26 protein-coding genes are annotated in these 22,736 nt (G+C 67.6%); 17 read left to right on the forward strand and 9 right to left on the reverse strand.

What is annotated here, in order from left to right:
- The first annotated feature begins 507 nt into the window (after window positions 1-507).
- Window positions 508-1,050, forward strand: coding sequence for a transposase (locus H6717_34525; GenBank protein MCB9582201.1), 543 nt, complete (start codon window positions 508-510; stop codon window positions 1,048-1,050).
- 433 nt (window positions 1,051-1,483) lie between these two features.
- Here the strand turns inward: H6717_34525 and H6717_34530 are convergent, their stop codons facing one another.
- From H6717_34530 to H6717_34540, 3 genes are all read right to left on the reverse strand, one after another.
- Window positions 1,484-1,804 carry a hypothetical protein gene (locus tag H6717_34530; protein ID MCB9582202.1) on the reverse strand — a complete coding sequence of 107 codons (321 nt, stop codon included), beginning with the start codon at window positions 1,802-1,804 and terminating at the stop codon, window positions 1,484-1,486.
- Window positions 1,805-1,872: 68 nt separating this feature from the next.
- Complete coding sequence (locus H6717_34535) at window positions 1,873-2,598, reverse strand: TlyA family RNA methyltransferase (GenBank protein MCB9582203.1); 726 nt, start codon at window positions 2,596-2,598, stop codon at window positions 1,873-1,875.
- Window positions 2,599-2,600: 2 nt separating this feature from the next.
- The gene (locus H6717_34540) at window positions 2,601-3,464 is read right to left on the reverse strand and encodes an ABC transporter substrate-binding protein (GenBank protein ID MCB9582204.1); all 864 of its coding nucleotides are present in this window, start codon (window positions 3,462-3,464) and stop codon (window positions 2,601-2,603) included.
- A gap of 179 nt (window positions 3,465-3,643) precedes the next feature.
- Between H6717_34540 and H6717_34545 the strand changes: the two genes are divergently transcribed.
- The 7 genes from H6717_34545 to H6717_34575 all read left to right on the forward strand — a co-directional run bounded on the left by H6717_34545 (window position 3,644) and on the right by H6717_34575 (window position 9,836).
- Window positions 3,644-4,420 carry a hypothetical protein gene (locus H6717_34545; GenBank protein MCB9582205.1) on the forward strand — a complete coding sequence of 259 codons (777 nt, stop codon included), beginning with the start codon at window positions 3,644-3,646 and terminating at the stop codon, window positions 4,418-4,420.
- A 55-nt stretch (window positions 4,421-4,475) separates the two neighbouring features.
- On the forward strand, window positions 4,476-5,069 hold the full coding sequence (locus H6717_34550; GenBank protein MCB9582206.1) for a hypothetical protein: 594 nt from the start codon (window positions 4,476-4,478) through the stop codon (window positions 5,067-5,069).
- Between the two features lie 194 nt (window positions 5,070-5,263).
- Entirely contained in the window at window positions 5,264-5,809 is a 546-nt protein-coding gene (locus H6717_34555) for a hypothetical protein (protein MCB9582207.1), read from the forward strand.
- Window positions 5,810-5,885: 76 nt separating this feature from the next.
- Window positions 5,886-6,707, forward strand: coding sequence for a hypothetical protein (locus H6717_34560; GenBank protein MCB9582208.1), 822 nt, complete (start codon window positions 5,886-5,888; stop codon window positions 6,705-6,707).
- Between the two features lie 97 nt (window positions 6,708-6,804).
- Window positions 6,805-9,162 carry a DNA internalization-related competence protein ComEC/Rec2 gene (locus H6717_34565; GenBank protein ID MCB9582209.1) on the forward strand — a complete coding sequence of 786 codons (2,358 nt, stop codon included), beginning with the start codon at window positions 6,805-6,807 and terminating at the stop codon, window positions 9,160-9,162.
- 39 nt (window positions 9,163-9,201) lie between these two features.
- A complete protein-coding gene (locus tag H6717_34570) occupies window positions 9,202-9,444 on the forward strand; it encodes a hypothetical protein (protein ID MCB9582210.1) in 243 nt (80 codons plus the stop codon).
- The gene (locus H6717_34575; GenBank protein MCB9582211.1) at window positions 9,432-9,836 is read left to right on the forward strand and encodes a type II toxin-antitoxin system VapC family toxin; all 405 of its coding nucleotides are present in this window, start codon (window positions 9,432-9,434) and stop codon (window positions 9,834-9,836) included. Before H6717_34570 ends, H6717_34575 begins: the two co-directional genes overlap by 13 nt.
- Before the next feature lie 20 nt (window positions 9,837-9,856).
- Here H6717_34575 and H6717_34580 read toward each other — a convergent pair whose 3' ends face one another.
- Both H6717_34580 and H6717_34585 read right to left on the reverse strand, forming a co-directional pair.
- Complete coding sequence (locus H6717_34580; protein ID MCB9582212.1) at window positions 9,857-11,674, reverse strand: hypothetical protein; 1,818 nt, start codon at window positions 11,672-11,674, stop codon at window positions 9,857-9,859.
- Between the two features lie 22 nt (window positions 11,675-11,696).
- Window positions 11,697-12,074 (reverse strand): thioredoxin fold domain-containing protein, encoded by a 378-nt coding sequence (locus H6717_34585; GenBank protein ID MCB9582213.1) that lies wholly within the window; start codon window positions 12,072-12,074, stop codon window positions 11,697-11,699.
- 81 nt (window positions 12,075-12,155) lie between these two features.
- Between H6717_34585 and hpt the strand changes: the two genes are divergently transcribed.
- A complete protein-coding gene (hpt, locus tag H6717_34590; GenBank protein MCB9582214.1) occupies window positions 12,156-12,701 on the forward strand; it encodes a hypoxanthine phosphoribosyltransferase in 546 nt (181 codons plus the stop codon).
- 4 nt (window positions 12,702-12,705) lie between these two features.
- Here the strand turns inward: hpt and H6717_34595 are convergent, their stop codons facing one another.
- From H6717_34595 to H6717_34610, 4 genes are all read right to left on the reverse strand, one after another.
- Window positions 12,706-14,064 carry a replication-associated recombination protein A gene (locus tag H6717_34595; protein ID MCB9582215.1) on the reverse strand — a complete coding sequence of 453 codons (1,359 nt, stop codon included), beginning with the start codon at window positions 14,062-14,064 and terminating at the stop codon, window positions 12,706-12,708.
- Window positions 14,061-14,849, reverse strand: a complete 789-nt coding sequence (locus H6717_34600; GenBank protein ID MCB9582216.1) for a YggS family pyridoxal phosphate-dependent enzyme — start codon at window positions 14,847-14,849, stop codon at window positions 14,061-14,063. The genes H6717_34595 and H6717_34600 overlap by 4 nt, the downstream gene beginning before the upstream one ends.
- A gap of 142 nt (window positions 14,850-14,991) precedes the next feature.
- A complete protein-coding gene (locus tag H6717_34605) occupies window positions 14,992-15,858 on the reverse strand; it encodes a hypothetical protein (GenBank protein MCB9582217.1) in 867 nt (288 codons plus the stop codon).
- A gap of 77 nt (window positions 15,859-15,935) precedes the next feature.
- Window positions 15,936-16,514, reverse strand: a complete 579-nt coding sequence (locus tag H6717_34610; protein MCB9582218.1) for a hypothetical protein — start codon at window positions 16,512-16,514, stop codon at window positions 15,936-15,938.
- A gap of 438 nt (window positions 16,515-16,952) precedes the next feature.
- Here H6717_34610 and H6717_34615 point away from each other — a divergent pair, with 438 nt between their 5' ends.
- From H6717_34615 to H6717_34650, 8 genes are all read left to right on the forward strand, one after another.
- Window positions 16,953-17,477, forward strand: a complete 525-nt coding sequence (locus tag H6717_34615) for an SMI1/KNR4 family protein (GenBank protein ID MCB9582219.1) — start codon at window positions 16,953-16,955, stop codon at window positions 17,475-17,477.
- Window positions 17,474-18,142, forward strand: coding sequence for a hypothetical protein (locus tag H6717_34620; protein ID MCB9582220.1), 669 nt, complete (start codon window positions 17,474-17,476; stop codon window positions 18,140-18,142). Before H6717_34615 ends, H6717_34620 begins: the two co-directional genes overlap by 4 nt.
- Window positions 18,143-18,234: 92 nt before the next feature.
- On the forward strand, window positions 18,235-19,869 hold the full coding sequence (locus H6717_34625) for a right-handed parallel beta-helix repeat-containing protein (GenBank protein MCB9582221.1): 1,635 nt from the start codon (window positions 18,235-18,237) through the stop codon (window positions 19,867-19,869).
- A 79-nt stretch (window positions 19,870-19,948) separates the two neighbouring features.
- Window positions 19,949-20,566, forward strand: a complete 618-nt coding sequence (locus tag H6717_34630) for a hypothetical protein (protein MCB9582222.1) — start codon at window positions 19,949-19,951, stop codon at window positions 20,564-20,566.
- 274 nt (window positions 20,567-20,840) lie between these two features.
- Entirely contained in the window at window positions 20,841-21,071 is a 231-nt protein-coding gene (locus H6717_34635; protein MCB9582223.1) for a hypothetical protein, read from the forward strand.
- Entirely contained in the window at window positions 21,068-21,601 is a 534-nt protein-coding gene (locus H6717_34640) for a hypothetical protein (protein ID MCB9582224.1), read from the forward strand. The genes H6717_34635 and H6717_34640 overlap by 4 nt, the downstream gene beginning before the upstream one ends.
- A gap of 151 nt (window positions 21,602-21,752) precedes the next feature.
- Window positions 21,753-22,196, forward strand: coding sequence for a VOC family protein (locus H6717_34645; protein MCB9582225.1), 444 nt, complete (start codon window positions 21,753-21,755; stop codon window positions 22,194-22,196).
- Window positions 22,193-22,735 carry an alpha/beta fold hydrolase gene (locus H6717_34650; protein MCB9582226.1) on the forward strand — a complete coding sequence of 181 codons (543 nt, stop codon included), beginning with the start codon at window positions 22,193-22,195 and terminating at the stop codon, window positions 22,733-22,735. Before H6717_34645 ends, H6717_34650 begins: the two co-directional genes overlap by 4 nt.
- Window position 22,736: the final 1 nt, after the last annotated feature.

The raw sequence follows: 22,736 nt of genomic DNA on the forward strand, positions 1-22,736 counted from the left end.
CGTCGGAGCACGGCGTGAGCACGGCGCGGCGAGACGTCGGAGAGCGACGTGAGCACGGCGCGGCGAGACGTCCGAGAGCGACGCATCCACGACGAGGAGCGCCGTCCGAGCACGACGTTTCCGCGGCGGACCAGCATACGAACGGAAATGATCTCGCAAGGGCTCCCCTTTGGCGCTTGCGATCCGACTGTTCCAGACATATATATGCCCAATCAAGATGAGCGTCGTGAATACGCAGGCGCGCGGCGGGCATGTGGGGGCGGCTTCAGTTCGACGCGGGAACGGTGGTGCGTCGTGAAAAGGCAGGCGCGCGGCGGCGGGGATTCGAAGGCAAACGGCGGGGGCCGTCCTTCGCGCGTGGGGGCGGCTTCAATGCGGCGCGGGAAGATCGTCCGCGGCTGGGGCGGCCGTCGCCCGGGCGCTGGGCGGAAACCGAAGGGAAAACGCGCGGGCGTCCGTCACGCACTGCGTCCGTCCACGGATCGGGAACGCGTAGTGTTCGTCACGATGCGCGTGCGAGACACGGTGCCCAATCTCCGCTGCAAGAAGTCATACAAGGCGATCCTTGCGGCGTTCTCGCACTGGCGAGAGCGAGAAGGCTTTCGGCTGCTGCACTTTTCAGTGATGGGCAACCACGTGCACCTGATTGCGGAAGCGCGGAACAAGCGCGTGCTGTCCAAGGCCATGCAGGGCATCGCCATTCGCATTGCCAAGCGGCTCAACAAGGTGGGGCGTGCGTCCGGCCGCGTGTTTTCCGGGCGCTACCACAGTGACGTGCTGGATACCCCGGTCAGCGTGCGCAATGTACTGGCCTACGTCCTGTGCAACGCACGGAAGCATGGCATTGCCAAGAAGGTGAAGCGCACCTGGGTCGACCCATGGTCGAGCGGAAGCGCCTTCACAGGGTGGCGCGGGAAAATCACGTGTGACGCGCAAGACCCGCCGCCCATCGCCGATCCGCAATCGGATATTGGTCGCAACTGGCACAAGCGTGGAGGCGGCATTCCGCCGGACACGGTGCCCGGCCAGCGCAGTCACCTTCGCCAATAGGGTCCGGATTTTCATTGGGTCGCTCCAACGCGGAACCACGCGGCCGCGCGGAGCGACGAAGCCACGGCGCTGCACGCCGTCCGGGCGCGGCGTTTCCACGGCGCTGCACGCCGTCCGAGCGCGACGTTTCCACGGCGCTGCACGCCGTCCGGGCGCGGCGTTTCCGCGGCGGTGCGCGCCGTCCGGGCACGACGTTTCCACGGCGCTGCACGCCGTCCGGGCACGACGTTTCCGCGGCGGTGCGCGCCGTCCGAGCGCGACGAAGCCACGGCGATGCGCGACCTTTCCGCGTCGGACCAGCATACAGACGGAAATCTCGCGGCAAGGAGTCCCAGTTCGGCCCGCGCGCGACGCACATGTGCCCAATCAAAAGGTAACACGCCGTCCGAGCGCGACGTTTCCGCGGCGGGCCGACATGGAAACGGAAAGGCCCTCAGCGAGACGCGAGCTGTGCGCGGATGGCGGCGATGTCCTGCTCGCAGCGTTCGACGCGGGGGCGGAGCTCGGTGGAGGCCTTGAGCACGCCGGTCATCTCGCGGACGGAGCCCGCGAGCTCGGTGATGGCCGTGGCGGTGCGGAGCTCGGATTCGACGATGCGCGCGGAGAGCTCTTCGCGCATCTCATCCAAGCGAACGTTGGTTTCCGAAATACGTCCGGAAAGCTCATCGCGGACTTCGTCCAGCCTCGAGTTCGTTTGGCGGACCTCGTCGCGGATCGACTTCAGAATCTCGATGGTGATGTCATGCGGCTCCATGAGCGGACCTCCGAAAGGGTAGCCTGGGGTTTGAGGCTTCGCCAATCGGTGACGTAGGCCACGAGTTGCTAGCGGCGCTCGGCGTACACGAAGTGCTCGACGTTGCCCTTGGGCCCGGGGAGCGATGACGCGCACTCGCCGACGATCGAGAAGCCGGCGCTCTCCACGGCGGCGCGCGCTTTGGCGATGGCGGCGTCGCGCAGCGCGGGATCCCGGATCACGCCCTTGTGCTTGCGCGCGGCGTCGCGGCCCACCTCGAATTGCGGCTTCACCATCGCGAGCAGCCGCCCGCCGCTGGGCAGCAGCGCGAAGATGGCGGGGAGCAGCTTGTCGATGCCGATGAAGGAAGCGTCCACCACCACGAGGTTTACGGCATCGCTCAGGTCGGACGCCGTCAGGTGCCGCGCGTTGGTGCGCTCCATCACCACGACGCGCGGGTCCTCGCGGAGCGTCTGCGCCAATTGCCCATGCCCCACGTCCACCGCGTACACCTTGGCGGCGCCGTGTTGCAGCAGGCAATCCGTGAAGCCCCCGGTGGACGCGCCGACGTCGACGCATACTGCGTTCGTCACGTCGGCGCAGAGCTCCCGCAGTGCGCCCTCGAGCTTGTCACCGCCGCGTGACACGTAGCGCGCCACGCCCTTCACGGTGAGCTCGACGTCTTGTGGAAGCTGCGTACCCGCCTTGTCGATGCGCTGCTCTCCGCTGAACACGCGCCCGGCAAGGAGCAGCGCTTGCGCTTTGGAGCGTGTGGGCGCGAGGCCGCGCTCCACCAGCAGTTGATCCGCGCGCATCTTCACGACGGGATGCTCACCTTTGGATGCAGCGCCTTGGCCAACACGACGAGACCTTGCCCCACCCGCGGCCCCGGGCGCATCACGCGCTCGTCGTCGATCACCACCAGGTGATGCTCCTTGATCGCGCGGAGCTCCTTCCAACCGGGAAGATCCGCGTGCAGCTGCTCCGTCTTGTGCCCGGCCACGCCGGTGGTGTCGATCACCACGTCGGGATCCAATGCCAGCACGCGTTCCACGCCCAGCGTCGGATAGCGTTCCGAGGTGACCACGTTGTCAGCGCCGGCGAGGGTGAGCATCTCGTTCGGGAAGCCGCCGCGGCCGGCGACCACGATGGGGCGCAGCCCGAACACCATCAGCGCGCGCGGCCGAGGCCGTCCCTCCAGCGCCTTCGCCACCGCTTTCCGCTGAGCCGTGATGTCATCCGTCACACGCTTCGCGCCGGCGCTGGAGTCGAGCCGTTCACCCAGGCCGTGCAGCATTGCTGTAATCTCGGCGAAGGAATCGGTGCCAGGAAAATAGGTGGCGATGCCACGTTGCGAGAGTCGGTCCGCGAGCTCTCGTCCGCCCGGTCCTTGGACGCCGATCACCAGATCCGGAGCAAGCCCGAGGATCGCCTCGAAGCTGGGATCCACGAAGCCCCCGACGGACGGCAGCTTCGCCGCTTCCGCAGGAAAATCGCAGAATTTCGAGCGGCCCACGAGTCGGCTGCCAGCGCCGATGGCGAACACCGACTCCGTCGTTCCGGGTGACAACGAGACGACGCGGCGAGGCGTTCGAGTGTCACTGGACCGCTGGCTGCGCTCACACGCGATGGCCAGCGTGGCGCTGATGGCGAGCCATTCGCGACGAGTCAGACGGGTCATGGGGAGAAAGAGTTCGGTGCCTTCGTATACCGCGCGGGACTACTCCCAAAGGAGCCTCCTTTGGGGACCAGGAAGGTTGACGATTTCGCGGCACTAGGGCAACCCTACGCCCGGCCCGCACTGCGGGTGAACCGCCGGGAAGACAGGGACGGAAAAATGAGCCCTGCATTGGAGGAGCGATGAAGCGGATTTTCAAGCTTGGTATCGGAACTGCAGCTCTGATGGCGACCTTTGGCGTAGCGGGCTCTGCTTTCGCGCAAGACATGAACGCGGAAGGCGAGGTCGGTATGTCTTTGCCCGGCGCACAGCCGGGAGCACAGGCTGGCGCAGCGCAGGGTGATTCGGATCACGACGCCGTCGTTGGTCGTTTTGGCGTGGGCTATCTCGGCGCTTATCAGGTGCCGTTCCCCGCGGGCCCCGTGCAGGCCCCGGTGGTCGGCATGCGTTATTGGATCGATCGCATGATCGGTTTGGACATCGGCCTCGGCTTCCACAACGACGGTGGCAGCGACACGGTGAGCGCCGGTGGCAACTCGAACACCACGGACATCGCCTCCACCACGGCGGTGCTGCTCCACGGCGGCGTGCCGCTGTCCCTCACCTCGTCGAAGCACTTCAGCTTCCAGATCGTGCCCGAGGTGAACGTCGGTTTCTCGACGCAGAACCAGAAGGACGTGAACGCTGCTGGCGACGACATCAGCAACTCCGGCTTCTTGCTGGACCTGGGCGCCCGCGCGGGTGCCGAGATTCAGTTCGGCTTCATCGGTATCCCGGAGCTGGCGCTGCAGGGCGGCATCGGCCTGCACTTCGTCAACACCAAGGTCACTCAGACCACCACGCCGAACAACGGTCCCGAGACCAAGAACGAGAGCACCCGCACGCTGATCGAGACCACGGTGAACGGCAACCCGTGGGACATCTTCACCAGCAACATCGCGGCCCTCTACTACTTCTGAGAGAGTTGGGGCTGCTTCGGCGGCCCCAATCACCTCCCACCTCGTGGAGCAACTCATGAGCTTGGCCAAGACAACCCTCACCCTCGTCACCGTCAGCCTCGGCTTGCTGGTGGCCTGCGGAGATGGCCCGGGTACCGGCGGCGGCATCGGCGCTTCTCAAACCGGACTCCCCGGCAATCCCAACGCGCCGCCTGGCGCCAACCCCAATGCTCCCCCTGGTGGCGGCGGTCCCGTTGGTAACGGCGGCGGCAGCAACACCGGTGGTGGCAGCAACACCGGTGGAACCTCTGGCGACGGCGGCAGCGGTGGCGGTGGAACGGACTGCTTGACCGGCTGCAACTCGCTGGCGTCGGAGTGTGGTTTCGACTCGTCGCAATGCAGCAGCTTCTGTGCTCAGCTCACTGACGCCCAGATCTCCTGCATCCAGTCGACGGGCTGCACGGCAATCACCGACCAGCAGAACGACCCGTGCGGCATCTTCGGTGGCGGCACCGGCGGCGGTGGCGGCACCGGCGGCGGTGGCTCCACCTGCAGCACCGCTGACCAGTGTGCGAGCTGCGCGACGTGCGAGGAGTACTGCAGCTGCGCGTTGCCGGATCAGTACGATCTCTGCCTCCAGCAGCTGCAGAGTGCCGGTCAGTGTGGGTGATTCCCGCCCTGCTCGCTGATTGACTGAAAGTAGGTTCAACGCGCTGGCTTCCAAAAGAGGCCGGCGCGTTGGCATTTTGTCCGTGTTTCCTCGCGGGTACGAGCTTGTGCCACATCGACGCCCGCTCGCAGTGGCTGGCATGCCTTCTTGGTTCAGCTATTTTCAAGGTCCGGTTCGAACCAGCGGGGTACTTCATGAGCTTGGCAAAGTCGTCGTTCTATTTCGTGAGCTTGGGGTTGTTGCTTGCCTGCGGCACGGGGCCGGGCAGCGGAGGGGACATCGGTGCTTCGCAAGCCGGCATTCCCGGCAGCCCGAATTCGCCACCGGGCGGGAATCCAAATTCACCGCCGGGCGGCGGCAGCACGCCGGGTGGCAGCAGCGGCGGCGGTGGCGGTGGTGGCTCGCTCGATTGCGTCAGCGTGTGCAACGCCAAGAACAACGAGTGCGGCGGCTCCGCCGATTGCCAGGCCGAGTGCGCCGCGCTCAATCCGACCCAGAGCCAGCTCCAATGCATTCAGGCGGCGGGGTGCTCGGATGCCGAGCTGGAAGCGTGCCTGCAAACCGGCTCCGGCGGCAGTGCGGGCACCGGTGGCGGACCGGGCACTGGGGGCTCGGGCGGAACCACGCCGAGCAACTGCACAACGGCGGACCAATGCGCGCAGTGCACGACGTGTGAGGACTTCTGCAGCTGCATCGCACCCGACCAGTACGACTTGTGTTTGTCGCAAACGTGCGGTTGAGCGGCTCTTGCGAGTCTGATCAGTATCATGCAGCGCGGCGGCGTTTGTCGCGTCGCCGCGCTACCCTGCCAGACAAATGACGCGCAACCTGGGGTGGGCTTTGGGAATTGCGACGCTCGTCGCCTGCGGCGGGAGCACGAATGGCGGTCCACCGACGGACGGCGGGGTCGGTGGCACCGGCGGCGGGGCGACGCTGGATTGCTCCACCGTCTGCCACGACAAGACCGTGGAGTGCGGGATCGATCCCAGCAATTGCAGCAACTTCTGTCCCCAAGTCAACCTGACGCAGAACCAGCTGCAGTGCATGCGCGACACACCCTGCCCCCAGCTCGAGAGCGGCGATCCCTGCAACCTGGTGAACAGCGGCGGCACCGGCGGCGCGCCACCATTACCGTGCACGACGGTGGACCAATGCTTGGGCTGCTCCACGTGTGAGAGCTACTGCGCCTGCGCGGTGCCCGACATGTACGACTCCTGCGTGCAGCAGCTCCAATCCGCCGGACAGTGCGGGAGCGGCGGCAGTGGCGGAGTGCCGAACGTTGGCGGCAGTGGCGGAGTGCCGAACGTCGGCGGCAGTGGCGGAGTGCCGAACGTTGGCGGCAGTGGCGGCGGACCGTGTTCGACCGCCGACCAATGTGCGGCTTGTGTTACCTGCGAGAGCTACTGCAACTGCGTTGCCCCCGCGCAGTACGATGCCTGCGTGGCGCAGGTTTGCGGTAGTGGCGGCAGTGGTGGCAGCGGCGGCGTGCCGAACACCGGAGGTACGGGCGGCAGCTCCTGCTCGACCGCCGATCAATGTGCAAACTGCACCACGTGCGAAAGCTACTGCGCCTGCGCGGCGCCGGGCCAGTACGACGCTTGCATCAAGTCGCTCCAGTCCAGTGGACAGTGCGGCTGACTGGCGAACCGCCGCCGGCGAACGCGGACTTCGCCACCCCCTTTTGTTGATCTAGCCGGCTTCTTTTGTTGGTGCGGCGCGTGCACTGCGGGAGCGGGTGCGCGTCGATTCGGTGCTCGTCGCGGCAGCGGCCCTTTCCTTTGGGGCCCTGGCCGAAGCGTCGCCGGCGGCGGCTTCCGTGGCCGCCGCTGGCGTGCTGCTCGTGTTGTGGCCGCGGCTTTCGCCGCGACTGCTCGTGACGTTGCCGCTGCTCTTTGCCGTGGGCGCGCTGCGCGCGCACCTGGCCGTCAGTGAGTTCGAAGCGACGCGCATGGCCTTTCGTGACGCGCTGGGAGCTCCCGCGCGTTGTGCTGCGCATGCCCGCGTCGTGGCTTCGCCGGTGTGGCAGGGGGATTCGCTGCGTTTCCGCGCCGAGCTGACAAGAATGGACTGCGAAGGAAGAGCACTTCCGGAGGGCAGCGTCGTGGTGCTGTACGGCGGGCCCGGAGATTTGGTGCGCGGCGATGAGCTCGACGTGGTGGCGCAGCTGGCGCCGGTGCGGCTGTTCATCAATCCGGATTTGGCGGACCCGACGCCGGGAGCGGCGCGGCGCGGACACGTGGCCAGCGGGGGGATCCTGGGAGCGACGGTGGTGCGGCGCGGATGGGGGCTCGGCGCGCTCGTCGATCGCGCGCGGGCGCACGCGCGGCGGCGCATCGTGGCGACCTTCGCGCCGGACGCTGTGGGCATGGCGCGGGCGTTGGTGCTGGGAGAAACGGATCTGGATCCCGAGGACGACGCGGCGTTCCGCAAGAGTGGACTCTCGCATTTGCTCGCGGTGAGCGGGACGCACCTGGTGTTCGCGGTGGTGGCGCTGGTGCGCGCGCTGCGCGGGGTGCTGGCGCGCTTTCCGGCGCTGGCGCTGCGCATCGAGGTGGGGCGCATCGCGGCGGCGCTGGGGGTGGCGTTGTCTCTGGTGTACGCGGACTTCGCGGGTGGCAGCGGCTCGGCGTGGCGCGCGGCGTGGATGCTGGCGGCGGCCTTCGTGGCGCGGGCGCTTTCACGGCAGCCGCGCGGGGCGCGGGTGCTCGGGCTCTCGCTGCTAGTGGGTGCGTTGGTGGATCCGCTGGCGGCCTTCGACATCTCGTTCCTGCTTTCGGCGGCGGCCACGGTGGGGCTCATGACGGTGGGGCGACCGCTGGCGGAGCTGGCCAAGCGTCTGCGCTGGCGACCCCTTTCGTGGCTGGGCGAGAGCGTGGCGGCGACGGTCAGCAGCATGCTGCCCTGTGCGCCGCTCTTGGCGCTCTTGTCACCGTCGCTCACGGCGGCGGGCATCGTGGCCAACGTGATGGCGGCGCCGCTGGGCGAGATCGCGGCCCTGCCCCTGTGTCTCGCGCATCCGGCGGTGACGTGGTGGCCGGCGCTGGAACGCGGCATCGCGCTCTCTGCGAGCGGCGCGCTGCTCGTGGTGCGGCGCATCGCCCATGCCAGCGCGGACGCCGAGGCGTTCGCCTTCGCGGTGCCAATGCCCACGGCGGCAGAGCTCGCGGTGCTGGCGGTGGGCGGCGTCGCGCTGTTCGTCCTCGCGCGGCGGCGCGCTGTCGTCGCTCTCGCGATGGCCGTCGCGCTCACGCCGCTCGAGCTCGCAGCGCGGCGGCACGGCGCCCCCAAGGGCGTCTTGCGCGTGACGGCGCTGGACGTTGGTCAGGGCGACTCCACCCTGGTCGACTTGCCCGATGGTCGTCTGATGCTCATCGACGGCGGCGGCTTCGTGGGCAGCCCCGTCGATCCCGGTCAGAGCGTGATCTTGCCGCTGCTCCGCGCACGTCGTCGAAGCCGCGTGGACGTGATCGTGCTGTCGCACCCGCATCCGGATCATTTCGGCGGCCTCGGGTCCGTCCTCCGGGAAATCCCCGTCGGTGAGCTATGGGACACCGGCCAAGGCGAGCGCGAAGGCGCGGGCCCGACCTACGCGCGGTTACTCCAAACGGCGCGCGCGCGGCACGTCGCCCTGAAACGCCCGACGGAGCTGTGCGGCACTCGCACTTTCGGCGGTGCGCACTTGGAGGTACTTTCGCCCTGCCCCACTTTCTCCCCAGGCAAACACGCGAACGACAACTCCTTCGTGCTGCGCCTCGGGTACGGCTCCCGTCACGTGCTCCTGATGGGGGACGCGGAGGCCGACGAGGAAAGCGCGCTGCTCGGCGGCGGCGTGGACGTGAGTGCGGATCTGCTCAAGGTGGGACACCACGGCAGTCGCACCTCCACCAGCGCGGCGCTCCTTTCCCGCGTGAAGCCCAGCGTCGCGACGATCTCCTGCGGCGTGCGCAATCGCTTCGGCCATCCGCACGCGGTCACGCTGCAAAAGCTCAGCGCGGCGCGGGTCACGCTGTACCGCACGGACCGCCGCGGCGGCGTGGTGTGGCGCACGGACGGTGACGCGGCGCACGTGGAAACGGCGCGAAAGTCGCGGTGAACATTGACAAAACAAATGCATGCATGTACATACACACAGATGGCGACCAAGACGATTTCCATCGACCTCGCCGCGTACGAGCGCCTTCGGAGGGCACGGCTTCGGCCGACAGAGTCTTTCTCACAGGTGATCAAGCGCGCGCATTGGGACGAGATGGGGGCAACGGGAGCATCGCTCCTGGAAGCTTTGAAGATGGCGCCCAGGCCTTCGGACTCCGAGTTGGACTATCTCGAGCGCGCGCAGGACGAGGACGCGCCCCCTGACGAATCATGGACCGGCTAGCGCTGGACACGACCGTCCTCATCGATCTCCAGAACGAGAGCCGGAAGCGCGGTGCGGTGCGCGGTGCAACGCACTTCCTGATGCAGCACCAGGACACGGAGCTCGTCCTTCCGGTAGTGGCCCTCGGAGAGTACTTGGAAGGCTTTCGTGATCCGACCTCGAAGGCAGCGCTCGCATTGGTATCTCGCATGCGCGTGCTCGCCATCACTTCGGAGATCGCACGGGAGTATGCAGTGGTGGCGCGGCGGCTCAGGTCGAATGGGCTTCTCATCGGTGCGAACGACCTGTGGATCGGTTGTACCGCGAAGGTCGCCGGCCTACCGCTGGTCACTCGCAACGGGGAGCACTTCCGTCGCATCGACGGTCTGGCCGTAGTGGGCTATTCCGATTGACTTGCGCGTTTGCTCCTGCGTCACGGCATCGCCCAACGAAACACGGTGCCGAGCGCCGCGGGGGATAGCGTCGCGCTGATGCGCGTGCCATCCGGCGGCACGGCTTCACCCATCACGATGATGGGCGTGAGGCCGTGATCCGGCAGCGCGTCGAGCTTCTGCAGCGTGCTCCGCGTATGTGCGATCTGCTCGGCGCCATCGGTCTCTTCTCCGAGCACGACAGCTCCGGTCAGGCTCACGAAGCCGAGGGTCTGGGCCTCCCGGCCGCGGAGGGCCGTCACATCGTTGCGGGACGCGAGCTGCGCCTGATCGTCGCCTCCGAGGATCGCGTGGGCGAGGGACAGCGTGGTCTTGGCGGTTTCCGCGACGACCAGCCAAGTCGAGCTGCCTTCGGGGAAGAACAGGTAGTGCGTCTCTTCCACGCCCACCAAAGCGGGGCGGCGCTGGCTGGGCACGTAGGCGGGGTTCGGTGTGCGCGTGATACGCAGGGTGAAGGATCCGGCCGGCAGCTTGTCCTTCGCGGGGTTCTGCCACAACGAGTAGACCTCGAAGCTCCGCACCGGAGGCTTCGGTGGCGTCGCGGCTGTGGATCCGGCCCCGCTGCTCGCCGGCTTCTGGCCCAGGAGGTGGATCAGCGTTTGAACGCCGTCGCGCCAGTGCTCGATCGACTCGTCGGCGCGCAGCACGTCCCAGCCGCGGAGCGCAGCGCGGGCCTTCAGTGGATCGCTTTCGTCGGAGAGGGGCTCGTGGCCGGACGCGACCAGCAGCGACCCACCGGTGAAGAACAACTGCCGCGTGGCAGCGACACGCTCCGCGAGATCGTTCGCGTCCATGTTGGGCATGTCGAAGATCTCCTTCCAGAAGTCCTCGAACAGCGGGCGAGCGCTGTTGTCGAACGCGCCGCGCTCCGTGCCGTGGAAGAAGAGGGCGAGCTCCGCGTCCTTCGGTAGCCTCCAGTAGGCCGCCGGCAGCTCGACGGCCTCGGGGCGGCCCTTAAGTGCGGTGGCGAACAGGGACTTGGCCCGCGTGAGGTGGATCTCGATGCCGGTGACCACCCCGGCCGGCTCGAGATCCACGTCCAGCGACAGGGAACCGAGCTCCGCGAAGAAGTCCTGCGCCAACTGCTCGCCAAGGGCTTCTCCCGGCTCCATGGGACCGGGATCGTCCTTCATGGTCTTGGCGGCCAGCCGCTTCATGGCCCCGGCGGGGAAGGTGATGCGCGCCGTCGTCGGCACGTTGATCGCGGCGACGGTGCGCGTGAGGTACGGGCCGTACTCGTCGATCAGTCGATGCGAGGGCGCGCACACCAGGCGATAGGGCACGGTGGCGCGGGCGGGCCACAGCTCGCAGGCCATCTGCGGCAGCTCGGCTTCCGGGCCCATGTAGCGCGCCGTCCAGCGCGCTGCGCCCTTGGGCATGAAGCGGAAATCCGTGGCGTTGGCCCGGAGCTTCTTTGGATCCTGCACCGGAAGCGCGAGCAGCAGGGCGCTGGGCTCGACGGTGGCCATGTCCATGGGCGCGTCGAGATCCACCTCGTGGGTCAAGGACTCACCGATCAACACCGAGAGCAACGGCTCCGGGCCCAGCCGCAGCGCCTGGGTCACGTCGTCCGAGCTCGGGACCAGCTGCGCGATGGTGGCGACGTTTTGGCCGGGCGCGTTGATGCGCATCGTGGCCAACAGGCCCTTGGGCTCCGCCACCGCGCTCAGGTTCAGCGGTGCATCTACTTCTGCTGCTTCCCGGGGGACGGTCAGCGGCGCCGCCGAGGGTGGGCTGGCGACCGGGGCGGGCGCACAACCGGCGCCGAGCAACGGGATGAACAGGAGCGCGCGCGACATCCGCGCTCGCCAGGATACCCCGTCAGTCCTCGGCTTCGGGAAACTCCGCTTCGATCATTTCCTCGAACCAGCTGCTCGGGTGGTAGCCCACGGCGCGGCCCATCTCTTCCCCCTCGTGAAACACGAGGATGGTGGGCGTGGCGGTGACGCCGAGCTGCTGCAACACGGCGATGGGGCCGGAGGTGCTCACCTCCGCCACCTTCACGCGGCCCTCGTAGCGGGTGGCGATGTCCGTGAGCACGGGGGCGAGCTGCCGGCAGGGCACGCAGCTCTCGCTCCACACGTCGAGGATCACGGGAAGGTCGCTCTTTGCGACCTCGCGCTTGAAATCCTCGGCGGTTTCGATGTGAACCGGCAAGACCTGGTGTTTCGGCCCGAAGAGAGAGGAAAGCAGTCCCATCGCTTGTCAGAGCCAGCGTGCCGCAAAAGGGGTTCGCCGTCCATTGACCCCCCGGCGCCGCACCGTTAGCCGACCCGCACCATGGCAGACGGCTGGTACCGCGAGAAGATCAAGACGCTCTACACCGGGCAGCAGATCGCCGACCGCATCAAGGAGCTCGGCGCCGAGATCACGCGGGATTACCGCGACAAACCCCTGGTGCTGCTGTGCATCCTGAAAGGGAGCTACATGTTCGCGGCGGACCTGTGCCGCGCCATCGACCTGCCCTTGCGCATCGAGTTCCTCGGGGTGCAGAGCTACGGGGACGGGACTTCGTCAACCGGCGTGGTGCAGATCACCCTGGACCTCACGCGCCCCATCGAGGGCGAAGAAGTGCTGGTGGTGGAGGACATCGTGGATACGGGCCTGACGCTGGATTACATCCAGCAGTCGCTCAAGACCCGGAACCCCGCCAGCGTGAAGGTGTGCGCGCTCTTGCACAAGCCGGCGCGCATGCAAAAGAAGATCGAGATCGACTACCTCGGCTTCACGATCGACGACGTGTTCGTCGTGGGGTACGGCCTGGATTGGGCGCAGAAGTATCGCAACATGCCGGAAATCGGCGTGGTGATTGACCCCGACGGGTGAGGAGCTACTCCTCTTCCCCGCGCAGCCGCGCCAGGCGCTCGCCGATCGCCTTCTCGAGGCCTTGCGTGCCGGGCTCGTACAGCCGGGTGCCCACGATCTCGTCGGGCAGGTACGTCTCGCCGCTCACGTAGCTGCCGTCGTGGTCCGGCGGATACTGGTAGCCGGCGCCGTAGCCCTCTTCCCGCATCAGCTTGGTGACGGCGTTCCGTAGCTTCTTCGGCACCGGCAACGCGCCGCGCTCCTTGATCAGCGCGCGCGTCTTCTTGATGGCCTTGGCCACCGCGTTCGATTTCGGACAGCTCGCCAGGTACAGGCACGCGTGGGCCAGCGGGTACATGCCTTCCGGCATGCCCATGTGCCGAAAGGCCGCGTCCGCGCTCACCGCCACGTTGATGGCGCGCGGATCCGCGTTGCCCACGTCCTCGCTGGCGAAGATCATCATGCGGCGCAAGAGGAAGAGTGGATCGTCCCCCGCCTCCAACATGCGGAATAGCCAGTACAGTGCGGCGTCCGGATCGCTGCCGCGCATGGATTTGATGAACGCGCTGACGACGTTGTAGTGCTCCTCGCCGCTCTTGTCGTAGAGCAGCGTGCGCTCCTCCGCCGCGCGGGTCACGCGATCCAGATCGATGTGGCGCTCGCCCTCGTCCAAGAGGGCCGCCGTGGTCTCGAGCAGACCGAGGGCGCGCCGGGCGTCTCCGCTGGCAGCCCGGGCGATGGCCGCCAAGGCGTCGTCGTCCACCTCGAGCCCGCTCTTGCCGAGACCGCGCTCTTCGTCCGTGAGGGCGCGGCGCAAGAGCTCGAGGATGGCGGTTTCGTCCAGCGCCTCCAGCCGCAGCACCTTGCAGCGCGAGAGCACCGCGGCGTTCACGGAGAACGACGGATTCTCCGTGGTGGCGCCGATGAGGGTGACGGTACCGCTCTCCACGTGCGGCAAGAAGGCGTCTTGCTGCGCCTTGTTGAAGCGATGGATCTCGTCCACGAACAAGATCGTGCGGCGTCCCTGGTAGTCGAGCCGCTGCTTGGCTGCGGCCAGGATCTCGCGCAGCTCCGGCACGCCGCCCAACACCGCGCTGAAGGGCACGAACTCCGACTGCGTGCGCTCCGCCACCACGTGGGCCAGCGTGGTCTTGCCGGATCCCGGCGGTCCCCACAAGATCAGCGACGGCACGCGATCGCGACGAATGCTGTCGGCCAAGAGCTTGCCTTCCGACAACAGGTGCCGCTGCCCCACGACTTCTTCGATGTGCCGCGGCCGCATGCGATCCGCGAGCGGCGCTGCCTTGCCGAACACGCCTTTGCGCGCCGCCGCGCCCAAGAGCGTCGGCTGCTCCGGAGGTGGCGCACCCCGGCGCCGCGTCATCCGCGCGCTCCAAAGATGGCGGTCCCCACGCGCACCCAGGTCGCGCCGGCGGCTACCGCGTGCTCCAGATCGTGCGTCATGCCCATGCTGAGCTCCGGCAGCCGCTCCGCGCCGCCGTGCGCATCCCGCAGCCGCGCCAGCGTGTCGAAATAGGGCCGCGCCCCCGCCGCGTCGTCCGTGTGCGGCGGCACCGTCATCAATCCGCGGAGCCGCAGCGTGGGCTGTGCCTCGATGGTCGCCAGCACCGCTTCCAGCTCCGCCGGCGCGCACCCTGACTTCTGCTCCTCGCCGCCGACGTTTACCTCCACCAGCACGGCGAGCCCATCCGCTGCGCGCTTGCCGAGCTCCTCCGCCAGCCGTATCGAGTCCACCGTGTGTACCGACACCACGTGGCGCACCACCTGCTTCACCTTGTTGCGCTGCAGGTGCCCGATCATGTGGAAGCGCAGCTCCGGCAGATCCGAAAGCTCCTCCGCCTTGGCGGAGAGCTCCTGCACGTAGTTCTCGCCGAAGTCCCGCTGCCCCGCGGCGTACGCCTCGCGGATCAGCTCCGCGGGTTTCGTCTTCGACACCGCCATCAGCCGCACGCTCTCCGGCGCCCGCCCGGCCGCGCGCGCCGCCCGTTCAATGCGCTCCCGCACCTCCAAAAGCCGCTGTGCCACCTGGCTCACGGCCACAGACGTAGCATTTCCTTGGTTTGTTGGCGCGCCGCGGAACCTCGCGGCCCGCCCGCGGTTTCCGGACGCCGCGCGCGCGCGGCGCGTGGTTCCGCGGCGGACCGACATCCAATGGAAAACGGCGGAGGCTACGAGCGCAGGTCCGGGCAGCTCGCGCGCTCCCTTGGCGGCTCCATGGCCGCTGGACAGCGGCGCCCTCGAGGCTGCGAGCGCGTCGCTGCCGACACGCTCGCAGCTCCGGCGCGGGAAGCTACTGGATGCAGGAGCCTTCGACGCCCTTGGTGTAGCCGGCGGTGACTTGCCACATGCCGTTCGAGCCTTGGTAGACGCGCGCGCCGTTCCCGCTGTTGGGGCCGTGGTCGTAGAAGTTGCCGGAGAGGCGCGTGAGCCCGCACGCGGTGTTGATGGTGCTCATGACGTTGAGCGGTGTCGGGTTGTCCCAGGAGAAGAAGATCTCAGCGGTCTTGCCGATGTCGACGCAAACCGCTGACACGCTTCCGCCCAGGCCCTCCTGCTCGGGTGTGAAGTAGCTGGTGAGCTTCCAGATGGGCGTGGCGGTACCGTTCTCGAACAGCGTCGATTTCTCGAGGCGCGCACCGGGCATCGTGGTGTTGGAGCCTTGCCAGGCGAAGCCACTCGTCACCTGGAAATGCGACAAGAAGCACTGTCGTGCTCGTGAGCGAGGCACGTAGTTGTAGGCCAGGCCGCTGCCATACATGTTGCCGAAGGTTGTACGGTTGCTCGTGTTCGAGATGCACACGGCGTCACCGACCACGCCGGTGCTGCTTCCCGCGCCGCGCTTGGCTTCCAGCCACCAATGGCCGTTCTGTTGATAAACACCGACCTTGGCGTCCGGCGTGTCGTCGTCGGCGTAGAGCTGGCCGCGAATGCCGGTCAGGAAGCAGGTGCGGTTGGAGTCGGAACCGAGGTCCAGGGGGTTCGGTCCGTTGCCGGATCCCCACGATGCGGTTCCCCAGACGCCGAGGGCCTCTGCGGTTTGTTCCGTAGCTTCTTCGTCGCCGAGCTGGCCATCGGCGGACTCCATCGCACAGCCCGAAAGCGTGGAGACCAGAGCCAGGAGTCCAAGGGTTTGCAGCAGTCCATTGTTCGTCAGCATCAGTGCACCTCCGCGGTTGGGGCGCACCCAGGTCCAAGACTCGTGCCAGCAGCGTTTGGGCAAAAGTGCCGCGAAACTCAGGCGTGGGAAGTGTGCGGCGGGCCGGGCGCACACGACGCGCACGGCGGGCGCACAGTGACGACCGGCAAGTGCCGCGTGGGGACCAAGGGACGGAGGGAGCGGACGAAGTCGAAGACGTGGGGGGCGTGCCGCGCGAGGGCGGACAGGGTGTCGTGCGTCAGGGTGTCGGGCACCAGGGCCGACCACAGCTCGCGACGCCGCGCGTGTTGGGCCGGCGAGAGCGGGAGGCGCTTCGCGGCGTCGAGCAGGACGAGCAGCTCGTGGACGTCGCGAAGGGCGCGGAACGCGTCGAGCATGGCGCGCGTGAGGTGGGGTGCGGTGCGCCAAGAGCGACCGCCGAACAGCTCCTGCACCACGCGCTGGCCGGCCCCGACGCAGTCGTAGTGCGCGCAGCCGGCAAAGCCGTGACCGGGGAGATCGTCGTGCAGGGCGCAGTCGTGCTGGGCCGTGAGGTGACGGCAGGGCGTATTGGCGGCCTTGTCGCAGCCGAAATGGTCGGAGCGATCGAAGGACAGGGCGACGCAGCAGAGTGCGGCACACTTGCGGCCATCGCCGGACAGCTCGACCTCGCGCATGGCGTACCTCCGCCCCCGTTGCATCGGGCGACCGCGACGGCGCGCCTCTACGCAGAGAGGGAGATCGCGACGAGGATGTTGCGTGCGCGCGAGCGCGGAGATGCCGTTCGCGACGGGCACGCCCTACGCAAAGAGGGAGATCGCGACGAGGATGTTGCGTGCGCGCGAGCGCGGAGATGCCGTTCGCGACGGGCGCGCCCTACGCAAAGAGGGAGATCGCGACGAGGATGTTGCGTGCGCGCGAGCGCGGAGACGCCGTTCGCGACGGGCACGCCCTACGCAGAGAGGGAGATCGCGACGAGGATGTTGCGTGCGCGCGAGCGCGGAGATGCCGTTCGCGACGGCACCGCGTTGGACCAGCATAAAAACGCAATATGTCGCGCGGCCGGCGATCTCTCCTTGCGCTGCGGACTACCCGGCGGTGCTACGCTGATGCCGATGACGGAGGCGGAGCGAATTTGGGTACGGTTGTGCGCCGCTCTCGAGCCCCACGCGCCCGGCGCGGTGAGCGCGCTGCAGCCCGCTGCGAAGCCGGAAGCGGTTCGGGTGCTGGAGGAGATGCTGGGCGCGGCGCTGCCACCGGACCTCGCACAATCCCTGGCTGTGCACGACGGTCAGAGTCCGCCGCACATGTCCGAGGTGCTATTCGACAACGAGTACCTGCTGCCCTGCGATCAGATCGCCGAAACCTGGAAGATGAGGAACGAGATCTTGGCGGATCTGGAGCCGAACACGTCCGACGCACGCTGGTGGGATCCCCGTCTGATTCCGGTGACCGATAGCGACGGCGATGGCTTCTGCGTCCATGGCGACACCGGCGCTGTCTACTACCACGTGCACGACGACTCGCTGGAAGGGCCGCTCTTTCCGTCGTGGTTTGCCATGCTCGAGGCGCTGGCAGAAGAGATCGAGGCGGGGCGGTTCAAGGTCGAGCTGGAGAGCGTCTGGGTGGAGCTGGCATGAAGCCGATAGAGCTGCTCGTGCGGTCCGACGCCTGGGACAAGAAGACGCAGAAGCTGTTTCGCGATCATCTCGCCAAGAACATGTCCGACACGGCGCGCTTGAGCTACACGGCGCGCAAGGCGTGGTTCATGGGGCGGAGTGGGAACAAGACGAAGCTCCGCCAAGCCGAGGCGCTGGTGTCGTGGGGGCTGGCCCGCTTCACCCGAGCGGATCGCGAGGCGCTCGCCAACGCACGGTCGACTCGTTCCGGCATCCGTGAAGAGCTCGGGCGCTTCGAAGACGCGGCGGCGGACGTCCTCGCGGCGGGCCGCCACAACCCTACGATTGCGGCGACGGCAATCTATGCGGCGCGCGCGCTGCTCCGCGCGCACTCCCTCAGGGCAACGCGCGACGTCCTGAAGCTCGAGCGTCGCGTGTTGCGGGATCCCACGGCCAAGCTGATGCAGGAGTACTCCGTTTGGAAGTGGATCGTCGCGGCTGCCTGCGCGAAGTCACGAAAGGACCACGCGCTTGCAGCGCAGCGCGCACGGCGCGCGTTGGATTCCCTGGCGCGGGTTCCGGGTCTTCAAGCGCAGGCGAGCAAGAAGATGCGGACGAGCTTTGCCGCCGTGGACATCACCCGTGCCGAGCTGGACACCGTTCGGCGCTGGGCCAGTGACACGTGACAGGGCTTGCGCGCCGGCACCGCGTTGCACCGACAAAACCAAGGACTGTCTGCGGGTTGGTTCGATTGCGCTCGGGCGGATAGACTGGGGGCGTGCGGAGCGTTTGGAAGCTTTCGATCGCGGCGGCGCTGGCGCTGGGCGGCAGCGCGATGCTCACGGCGTGTGGCTCGGACGACGCGGCGGGCACGGCAGCGGGCGGGAGCGGCGGCGGAGCGGGAGTCAGCGGCAGTGCGGGCGCGGGAGGCGCGGGCGCGGGGGGCGTAGGGGGTGCGGGAGCGGCGGGTGGCGTTGGCGGGGGCGTTGGCGGCGCGGCGGGGAGTGGCGGATCGACGCCGGACGACGTGTGGTCGCCTCTGAGCGTGGTGACGGTGTTGGACCCGACGGACTACGGCGCCGTGGGTGATGGCGTGAGCGACGACCTGGCGGCGTTGAAGAGCACGCTGGCTGCCGCACCTGCCGAGGGCGCCATCATCTACTTTCCAAAAGGGAAGACCTTCCGCAAGACCGACGTGTTCGCCATCGACAAGGCGCACATCAAGCTGTGGGCGGCCAACCGCCAGGCCACGATCTTCGGCGCGGTGCTCGGCGTGAAGCGGACGCAATCTCTCTTGTGCAAGGCGACCGGCTGCGGCTTCTTCGGGCTTCAGCTGGAGAGCGATGCGGTGGTTCGCTTCGATGCGCTGGAGGACAACCAGATCAGCGTGGACCACGCGGACGACGTGGAAGTGGTGGGCTGCGACGTCCACGGGGCGGCGGCTTCCGGTGTGTTCCTGTATGGATCGCAGCGCCATTTCATCGAGGGCAACTACATCCACGAGACGCAGGCCGATCACATTCATCACACCCAAGGCGCGCGCACTTCTTGGTGTTGGGACAACTGGATCTACAACAAGCCACCCACCAAGGGGGACGACGGCATTGCCTGCGTGACCTACGGCGTGAGCTCGGCGAAGTGCGGCGACATGGAGTGGTGGCACAACACCATCTTGGAGGGCGGCTGGGGGCGCGGCTATTCGGTGATCGGCGGCGATCACATCGACATCCACGACAACTGGGCCATTGCCACGGCGGGGGCCGGGCTGATCGTGGCTTCCGAGGGATCGTACGACTCGGCGAGCAGCTCCGACATCACGATCCACGACAACTTCTTGTACGGCTGCGCGCATACCATCGGCCACCCCGGCATTCTGGTGAGCGGCTTGAACGGCGCGGCGCCACCTCTCGACAAGCTGACGTTCACGAACAACGTGGTGGTGAACACCGTATCCGGCGTGGCCTACAAGGAAGAGGGCGCGCTGTCCAACGTTACGAACCAGGGCATGTCCACGAACGAAGCGGATCTGCCCGCGCGGCCGGAGCTGGCGGACGTCGCGATCAAGGACACCGGCGTGTTGCGCATGCGCGACAGCTCCTTCGTTGCCAGTGAGCTTCGCCCCGGGCTGTATCGCATTCACGTGCGCCAGCAGGGCGTGGGATTCGAGCAGCGCTTCGAGTACGTCTTCCGCGGGGAGCCCAGCGCCGTCGAGGGCTACCTGGGCACCCTATACGGCGTTCACGTCTCGGAGACGCGGGTCGTGGGCGGCTCGGCCTATGTGCTGCTGCTGAGCGCGGCGCCCCTCGCGTTGCCGGCTTCGCTGGCGCCCGTCTCCTTCGAAGAGCTGCGCGCGGGGGATCGCGACGGGTCCCTCGCCTGGTTGTGGAAGCGAGTGGACAGCTACGATTATTGAGGCCGGGCGCGACGGTACCGCGGCGGACCGACAAGAAAACGCAACATATCTCGGGAGCATGTTCCCTGAGAGCAGAGACATGAGCGACGAAGCCAAGCGGCAGGACGAGCAGGAGCGGGATCTGGCGGCGGAAGACGACGCTGCGTTGGTGCGATACGTGGCCAAGTGGGACCGGCGGCTCGCTCGGTTGATGCGCGCGCACCCGGCGCGGTGGCACGTGCGCGGGCTGTCGGACGATGAAGTGCGGGATGCGCTCACGCTGCGGCTGGTGGAAGCCGTGCGCGATGGGAACGCCGCGCGCAGCGTGCGAGCGGACCGGGAGTGGGGCCTGGCGGTGATGGTGGAACGGCTCGCGGAGCTGCGCCGGAGCTTTCGGCTGCGGGTGACGCCCACGGAATTCGACGACGCGCCGCTGCTCGAGCGCCCGCCGAGTCAAGAAGAGCGCTGGCTCGCGCTGGAGACGGACGCGCGGCGCAGCGCGGCGCTGACCCAAGCGCGCGAAGGCATGAGTCGGCCGCAGCGGCAGTGGCTCGCGGCGATGCGGCTGGCGGCGGTGGGCGGCGAGTTCTTCGAGTCGAGCGGAAAGCTGAACCTGAGCGCGGCGTCGCGCGTGCTCGGCAAGCATCGCTCCTCGGCGCAGCGCGCGTTCAAGGAGCTCCAGGCGAGCGTGACGCGGGAGCTTTCGGACGACGACTGAAGCGCGTGATAGCATTGCCGTCCGTGGCCAAGGTTTCGTTGAAAGCGGCGATTGACGCTCTCGATTTCATTCCGGAAGAGACGACTCAGTACTTCGATCCCGCGAGCGGGGAGATCGTGTCGATCTCTTGGGACGAGTCGCGCATCCTCGAGAAGGGCGCGCCGCTGGATGGGCTCCCGGAGTGGCAACAAGATGCGATCGCGGAGTTGCGCGAGCTCGACATGAATGCGCTCGTGGCGCTGCCCGACTGCTCGACATTCACGAGTGGGACATCATGCGGCGCTTCTGCGACTCGGTCTCGGAGGACCGCCAGCGCGAGGCCCTGCTGGCTGCCGTTCACGGCGGTGGTGCGTTTCGACGGTTTCGTAGTGAGGTCGAGCGATTGCGCCTGACAGAGGCGTGGTTTGCGTTTCGACTCGAGAGTCTCGAGCGCGTCGTTCTCGAGTGGGCCGAAGACAACGGCCTGGAATGCGTGGACGACCGGAACAGGTCCGGGCCCGCATGAAGCTCGAGCGGTGGGGCGACTGGGCGGCGGACTACGCGGGGGCGACCGTGGTGGAGCCCTTCAGCGACGTGGCGAACTTCGTCATCACGGACAGCGCGCACGTTGCCGAAAGCTGGGACACGGGATACTCGCCGGAGTTCGGCGAAGCGGCCAAGCTCGGCCTGCTGGGCGACGATACGGACATCGACGAGCTGTCGCGGCGCGGTGTGGCCATCGTGGTGCGGACCGGGAGCGATGGCGCATGGTCCGTTCCGGTGCGCGTGCATCGCGCGCGGCCCAAGCAGCTGCCCGAAGGCGCCAAGTGGCTGCTGTGCCCTCTGACGGTGGAGAGCGGGCGCGTTCTCGTACACTGTGCGTGCTACGTGATCGAAGCGGGGGAGGAGCACAGCGTCGGCGTCCCGCGCGGGCGCTACTCCGTGCGGGTGTGCCGCCTGGACTACGACGCGGCGGACGCGCCGACGTTCGTGGTGGATCTGTGGCCAGCTACGGAGCAGGACGAAGCCGAGTACCGCTGGGAGTGGTTGGACTGAACGCGCGGGGCCCAGCGACTGTGGCCTTTGGCCGCATGGCCAACGTGCTGGAAAGACGCGAGCGCGCCACGACCAGATCCAAGGCTGGGACCGGAGCGAGGTGGCGGCGGCGCAGTAGCCTCGCTGCGGGGCGCGCGATAAGTTGACCGTCATGACGGTCAAACGCATGGACAACGTTGGCATCGTGGTGGAGGACCTGGATGCCGCGATCGCGTTCTTCAGCGAGCTGGGCCTCGAGCTCGAAGGGCGCGCTCCCATTGAAGGAGAATGGGCCAGCGGTGTCACTGGCCTTCGCGACATGCGCGTGGAGATCGCCATGCTGCGCACGCCGGATGGTCACAGCCGACTCGAGCTTTCACGGTTTGTCGCGCCGCCGGTCGCGGCGGATCACCGGAACGCTCCGGTGAACGCGCTCGGCTATCTGCGCGTGATGTTCGCCGTGGAGGACCTGGACGACACCCTCGCCCGGCTCACGAAGGTCGGCGCCGAGCTCGTCGACCGCGTCGTGAACTACAAGGATGTATACCGCCTCTGCTACATCCGAGGTCCCGAAGGGATCCTCATCGGGCTCGCGGAAGAGCTCCAGCAGTCGTGACGAACCAAGTGCTGTTCGTTCAGGGTGCTGGGCGGGATGCCCACGCATGGGACCAGAAGCTCGTCCTGAGCCTGCAGCGCGAGCTCGGACAAGACTACGAGGTGCGCTTTCCGACGATGCCGGACGAAGGCAACCCGAGCTATGAGAAGTGGCAGAGCACGCTCGAGCGCGAGCTCCAGGCTTTGTCACGGGGCGCGGTGGTCGTCGGCCATTCCGTTGGTGGAACGTTCGTCATCAAGTTGCTCGCAGAGAGCGCTCCGGACCAAGGGCTGAGCGCCATCGTGCTGATCGCGCCGCCCTTCGTTGGAGACGGCGGCTGGCCCAGCGACGAGCTGGAGCTTCCTGCAGATCTCGGTGCGCGTCTTCCGGCGGGCGTTTACATCTTTCACGGGACGGACGACGACGTCGTGCCGGTGGCTCACGCGGACCTGTATGCCCGCGCCGTGCCCCATGCCCGCGTCCATCGCCTCCAAGGCCGCGACCACCAACTGAACGATGACTTGAAGGACGTTGCCGCCATCGTGGTGCGCGCGCGCTGAG

This window comes from Polyangiaceae bacterium (assembly GCA_020633235.1).
Classification (GTDB): domain Bacteria; phylum Myxococcota_A; class Polyangia; order Polyangiales; family Polyangiaceae; genus JACKEA01.